Annotated in this window: 4 protein-coding genes; 2 read left to right on the top strand and 2 right to left on the bottom strand. The window is 55.1% G+C overall.

Going from position 1 to position 6,776, the window contains the following annotated elements:
- Positions 1-453, top strand: a 453-nt coding sequence (locus tag ACP99_RS18620) for an amidohydrolase family protein (RefSeq protein ID WP_156105807.1), incomplete at its 5' end; no start/stop codon positions are given.
- Between the two features lie 283 nt (positions 454-736).
- Positions 737-4,513 (top strand): P-loop NTPase, encoded by a 3,777-nt coding sequence (locus ACP99_RS18615; RefSeq protein ID WP_231554353.1) that lies wholly within the window; start codon positions 737-739, stop codon positions 4,511-4,513.
- A 377-nt stretch (positions 4,514-4,890) separates the two neighbouring features.
- On the opposite strand, the gene ACP99_RS19715 is transcribed toward ACP99_RS18615, so the two are convergent.
- A complete protein-coding gene (locus ACP99_RS19715; RefSeq protein WP_081927591.1) occupies positions 4,891-5,862 on the bottom strand; it encodes a homing endonuclease associated repeat-containing protein in 972 nt (323 codons plus the stop codon).
- Between the two features lie 228 nt (positions 5,863-6,090).
- Positions 6,091-6,776: DNA-binding protein (locus ACP99_RS18610; RefSeq protein ID WP_049988017.1), on the bottom strand; the 686-nt coding region annotated here is incomplete at its 5' end.

Raw genomic sequence — 6,776 nt, 5'->3', positions numbered from 1 at the left:
GCCGGCCAGTACTCCTCGATGGAACTAGTGCGCATGCTCACTATTGAGGGAGCGGAGGCGCTCGGCGTCGGCGACGAGATTGGGAGCCTCGAGACCGGCAAACGCGCTGACGCGATCGTCCTTGATGTCGAGAAGCCCAAGTTCACGCCGCTGACTAACGTCCCGGCGCAGGTTGTCAACAACGCGGCGCCTGCCGACGTGGAGACGGTCATCGTGAACGGAGACGTGGTGATGCGGGACAGCGGAGTGAAGACGATGGATGTCGATGCAGTCTCTGAACGTGTGGAAACCGCGGTCAAGCGATTCGAATCCGAGACCGACTGGGAAATCGGGATTGGCGGAAGCGACCCGCCAGGCAAGCTGGCTACCGCCCGCGACCTGCCAAAGCGCGGCCCAGCCCAGATTCTCGGCCGCCTCGGATTCCAATCCGTTAAAGACCAGTTACAGCTCTAAAGCGTGCGGTTCGTATTCACGGTTGTGGCTGCGCGCGCAGCGACCATCAGGAGCGAGCACGGAGCGGAGGGTGGGGAGGTGGGGTCTGGGTCGGTCCGGCCCGTAGCAAAAAGAGAGCTACGACGACCGGCTATTCCCACCACCGACCGCGTTCTGGGAACTAGATGGTCGGTGTAATGACCACTACTCAAGCAAGGCGAAGTAAACCAGTTTCAATCAGCGAAGGCGCTGGACCAGACTCAAAGACCGAGTATTAAACCACTCACCTGCAAAACCATCGAATATGGTTGACCCGGTCTCTATCAGCGCCAGTATTCTTGCTTCTTCTACAGCGAAACACCTCTATGGGAAAGGCAAGCGGATGCACTTCCTGAATGAAGCTGTAGAAAACGCAGCTTCTCACGTAGCGGAGAGTCACGAGGGCTTGGACGCTGACGTCTTTATCGCCATTTTCGAGGATGACCATATCGTTGACCTCGTCGAAGAATTTGATGACGGAGGCGACTTGATCACGCCTTCAGATATTGCGGAGTCGTTCAACGAAGACATGCTCGGCGAAGAGGTCGAAGTTACGCCAGAAGACCTCATAAACGAGTTTCTGAATCAATTGGAGCTGGAGATCAGTGAAAACCAGGAACTTGGTCACAAGCTGATCATGGACTATTCCCAGCGAATCCACCAGCATACAGAAGATCTAGAGGAAGGTCAAACGGAGATACTTCTTGAGATCCAGGAGATAGCGGGCCGACTTCCGACGGACAAGAAATACAGGATTTTTCAGTCTATTCCGGAACGATTTCAGGAACGGCTCAACGGAGAACATCCGCATGATAGGTACGACCTCCCGTTCTTTGGCCGGGAAAGTGAACTGAATAAGATCACCGACTTCCCGAACTCCGGGGAAGACGTACTCATTCTCGCCGGACGGGCCGGGATCGGGAAGACAAGGCTCGTCGTTGAAGGCAGCCTACTCTTAGAGGCCGAAAAACCGGACTGGCAGGTATACTGGACAGATATACACGCCGGAAACATTGATGACGGACTGGAGGAACTCGAACTGGAGGATGAGAGGAACACTCTACTCTTCGTAGACGATGCCCGGAACGCGAACCAGATCAAGCGTCTGTTCGACCTCGCAGAACAGTACCAGCCCCATCTCAAACTCATATTTGCAGAGAGACCGCATTTCATCTCCTCACTACAAGATTACGGCAACCGATTCAATGATGTAGAAACGGAGACAGTCGAACTTCAGCCGTTGAACACGGAGGACGTCCACGAAATCTTACGAGAATATTACGGGGTTACTCACCCGACTACACTTGATCAGATCGTATCGATAAGTGAGGGCCTGCCTCTTTTCGCCCATCTCCTTGCGGAGCAGTTCTCCGGCGACGAACATACATCAGACCCTGTTGCCCAGGATGAATCACTTGAAACCGTCTTCGAAGACGTTCTTTCCGACATCCAGAAATTGGGAGAGCAACAAGGAGTTGGCAATCCGCAGAAGCTGGAGACCTACGTCAAGTATCTTTCTGCCATCGGTGAACTGGACACGAACAATGAGGACCTGCTACAGCAGTTCAGAGAAGCTATGTCGGTGGACAGGCCCACCGAGATCGAGCTAAGGGAAATACTGACTGAAAACATCGGACTCGTGGCCGAGCATTCGAACCGTCTAACTGTCCAGCCTGATGCGCTCCAAGAATACATTGTCTACAACAGCTTCTTCTCCGACTCCCCACGCGATTACCAAGACGAAATCTACGACAACTTCAGTGAGTTCACCGGAAAGAATCAGATCAACCAGCTAGCGATAATTCACCGACGCTACAACTGTAGAGAGGCCCGGAAAACGTTTCGAGACGCTCTAAATACGGAGATAGAGAACATAGGCGAATACGGATTCGCAAAAAGAGTCCGACTTCTTCGCCGGTTCAAGATTCTGGCGTCAACGCATCCCCATTACGCAATAGAACTCGTCAAAGCCGCACACCGGGAAGAACTACCGGAAGACCCAGAAGAAGAACAGCTCTTCAGGAGTTCCATGTATACCGCTTCTCCAGCAGGAGATCTCATTATAGAGTCAACCGACCTGCTTTCCAACGCCTTACAGGGAGAGCCAGAAGACGCCACGTGGTGGCTGCTCTGGATTGCAGTTTATTATCCGCCTCAGTCACAGCTCCAGACCGGTAGCGCTGATCAAAAACTACGGCAGGCGCTGCGGCCAGGATTCAATAAATCTCCGGGGCCCCAGCAGAAGATTCTGGGAGTGGTCGGTGAACACTTCCTCTCGGGAGATCTCGACGACGAACTCAGACTTGATCTGCTTGATGTCATCGGAGAGGTTTCAAGCACCGAAATACACGATTTCTCTGTCGACCCAATCAACCGTTCCCAGATGCGATCCTGGCAGGGGAAAGTCCCTGTTACGGAGCCCTGGCTGGAACTCCGCGAACAAGCAGTCGCTCTTCTCATCGAGATAATCCAGGAAGATCCACACCCGGAGATACGGAAAACTGCTGCCGAGAAACTCGGGAGTTTCGAGAACTCGCAGGCCCGGTATTACGGCGAACACCAAGAAGTATTCAACCAGAAGGAACTGGCCCGAGTACTCGAATTCGCCGCTGAATACGTCTCCGAAGACGAAGACTTGCAATGTATCGATGCACTGAGCCGGTTAGCCGAGCGAGATAATGCGGATGAACTTGGAATCGAAAAGGAAACCCAGGAACTCCAGGAAGAATTAGAGGACAACGAGCGGTACCAACTTCTTCAGCAAATGCGGCGCGGGGGGCCGAAAAAGATGGAGGAACGGGAAACTGAAATCCGGAGCTTCGCAGAAGGAATCGATGAAGAGGAACTCGAACCAGGTGAGTTCAAGGATATTGTCGCAGGAATTCGGGACTCCTCATTCAATCGGTTCTTCATGATACTCGCAGATGAGCGCCCGGATTTCGGCGAACAACTTCTCGAAGCAGATGATCCCGATCTCACACCCTACAAACCGCACGTCTTGATGGGGATCTGCTCTGCTGACCCTGAGAAGGGAAAGGACTTCGTCAACCAGTATATCGAAGAAGAACGGTTCAGCCTGGCTCCAGCCGGTCTCCGGTCTCTAGCCACAGAAGATCTAGACTACGTACAAGAGAAAACCGAAGAACTACTAGAGAACCACTCTCCGTACTCTCCGGAACTTATCTCCGGTCTAAGCCAAGTTTTGAACGGGTACTGGGACGACCACCAAGAATGGACAGAATCAGTGCTCCGCACGCTTCTACACGATGCAGAATCACTTGACTCGCAGTCGGTAGAAATGGTGCTGCGTCCCCTCCCGTTACACAATGATGACTCAGAGAACGTAGATGGAGAAATTCTCGAAGGGGTGTTAGACTACACCGAGAAAAGAGAAAACCTAACCTCGGAAGCACACAGCCTCCAACTCGTAATCGCAGAAGTCGCTGAGCGAAACCCAGAACAGTTCGTCAACTTCACTCTCCAACGACTGGAAAACGAATACACCGGCGTCTCACTCCTACCGACACACCTGGATGTAGAAACAGACCGGATGAAAGAAGCGGACAGCTACGACGCCGCAGTAAACAAAGTCTGCCAACGGATTCTCGCCACCGACTACTACACCCCTATGGCGTTTTCAGACCTCACCGCATGCTTCCCCATAGCTGATATTGCTGACCGACTCGTAGCAAGAATCCCAGATTGCTCTGAGGACCAGTTACTCCGAGTCATCTGGTATTGCAAGTTCCTCCCCGTAACCGAGAACACAGAGAAAATCTACCGTAAAGTTGTGACCGAAGGCGTTGACGACATCCGTGATGCAGAATCCGTTTCAAGCGTGATTCATGGAGCTCTATACACAGACGCTCTCGCTACTCGGAGTCTGTCCGGGGTCAGCAAAAAGGAAGACGAGATAGAGATGCTCCGCGACTGGCAAGAAGACCCTTCACTTCCATCCTCTGTCCGACTGTTCGCTGAAGAAGCCGAGGACCACCTCCTAGATAGTGTAGAGCGGCAAGAAGAGATGTACTATGACGAATAAATCCAGTTTCTCAGTAACCGTCTGTGCCTTGTCTCCCGCACCGATGCTGCTGAATTCGTTCGGGCAACCCCACTTTCCCACAGACTGGGCACTCCTGTAGGTGCGTTGGCGGTTGGCGCTCCCACTCTTCTAACGCGGCTCTAAGATGCTGCTGGACAGCGTCTGATTCTGCACGGGTCAATGCCTGTACCAGATGCATTCGGAGCCGCTCACGGCCTGTCGTTGAATGCTGGTCGTTCATAACGAGTTCGGGAGGACGGAACCGATTGCCCTCCAGCCCTCCTGAGGGCGGAAAAACATCTTCAGATGCAGATTCACCACAAGTCAACCGCAGATGTGGACCAAGGGTTTAGCAAAGTGCTGACGTGATTGGCTGGCTACGAATGTCGAACGTCAGGCTGTAGTGGTGAAATCTGCTCCCACCGAGCGTGATGCTCGCTGCAGAGCGTGACGAGATTATCGAGTGCATTCGCTTGCTCGTAATCAATCTCACCGTGTTCGTCTCTGAATGACCGCAGCGGGACAATATGGTGTACGTGGAGGTCCCGTCCGTACTGGTTTCGATGGCTTGCCCGTGTGTGATCACAGTTCGGCCGCTGACACTCGAACCCATCTCGTTGTACCGCTCGTTCACGCTGCTGACTCCATTTCGGCCCATACCACAGACGGTCTCGTTCTTTGCCACCGACCCACCGCGGATGGTCAGAGCCACGAAACGGGGTATGTGGCTCGTAGCCTGCCGTCGTGATTGCTGCATCCCACCCACCGAACTCCCGAAGATAGCCCTTGATCGAGTATCGGCCGTATTCGTCTAAATCAGCAATGGCTGGGACGTGACCGAGCTCCTCTGTGAGTCGATGAATCTCTGCAAGAAGGTCCTCTCGTGGGATTTCCTCATTATGCGGTTCAAACCCGGCACTCCGTAGGGCGTCGTTCCAGCTACCAAACCGCTTGCTGGCAGTTTTCCGCGAATACTTTCCGTGGTTGTTCATCTCGTCGACTGTTGGTGGATGGCCGAGTTGATCAGCAAGCGCCTGAATGGCTTCGATGATCCGGTCTTTCGGGACGTTTGTGGGGCGTTTGACTTCGAGATCTGCTGCCCGTAGCGCGTCATTCCACGTTCCAAAGTGGCTCAGATACGTACTTCGCGAGTACTCGCCCTCGGTGTCCATCTCGCTCATCTCCGGCGGGTGCCCTTTCTCGGTGGCAAGCCGTTGGAGTTCGGTTATCAAGTCCTCTTCTTGGCGATCATCGCGGTGATACCATGAGATATGTCCGGCTTTCTTGCTCCCTGTTTCGAAGTCTTCCCCACAGAATTCACAGACGTACTCATGCGAATCATTAGACATGGTTGATTCAAGAGCGCGATGTTGTCGCGCCCGCACCCCTCTGGGGCTCGATAAACCCGCTCGAGTCGCGCATCCCTTCCCGCGGTTTCCCGGATAAATGTTGGACTGGTGCGTAAGGTCGTGGCTGCGCGCGCAGCGACGGTAGGAGCGAGCACGGAGCGGAGGGTGGGGCGGTGGGGTCTGGGTCGGTCCGGCACACAGCAAAAATAAGAAGACAGCTCCGACTGGCTATGCTTCCCACCACCGGCCGCGCTCCGGGAAGTGGATGATGCTCCACCCCGTCACGGCCACCGAGATCCGGCCCTCGTACCAGTTCGTGGCCGCTTCGTGGATGCGCACCTTCTCGCCTTCCTCGATCCACGGTGCGTCCGATGCCTTCCAGATCGTCACCTTCGTTTGCCCGCTTTCGTCTGCGATCAGCCCGACTTGCTGGATGGCCGGTGAATCACTGTCCCAGAGGGTCTTCACACGGCCTTCGATCGTGACGGTGCCGCGATCGACGTCCTCGAGGGCGTCGATGGGCACGGTGCCTCCCGGAGCCGTCTGCAACTCCTCGAACACCCGCACGACCGCACTCGTCATGTCCGTGCCGTCGACGACCGCTTCGGCCAGGCGTCGACTGACCGCCGCACGTGACCAGCCATCCACCCGCGTCGCGAGTCGGTCTGCCTCCGTGTTCACTGCCGCCAGTTCATCTTGGGAGAGCTCCGCCCGGGGATCATCCCGTTCAGGGTCGGCCATCGGGTCCACGCTCGCGGCCCGCTTCTGGAACTCCCGCCGGCGCTGCTTGCTCCCTTGCGCGACGACCTCTCGCGTGCGCTGCTCGCGACCGTCCTGCGTTCCCAGCTCGGCCTGGGCATTGATGCGCTCCAGTTCGGCTTCCCGCGCCTGAATGCGCTCTTCTTGTTCGAGGG

It is taken from the genome of Halobellus rufus, assembly GCF_000739575.1.
GTDB lineage: Archaea > Halobacteriota > Halobacteria > Halobacteriales > Haloferacaceae > Haloquadratum > Haloquadratum rufum.
Note: the sequence above shows the minus strand (reverse complement) of the source record. Positions and strands in the feature narration are given on the sequence as shown.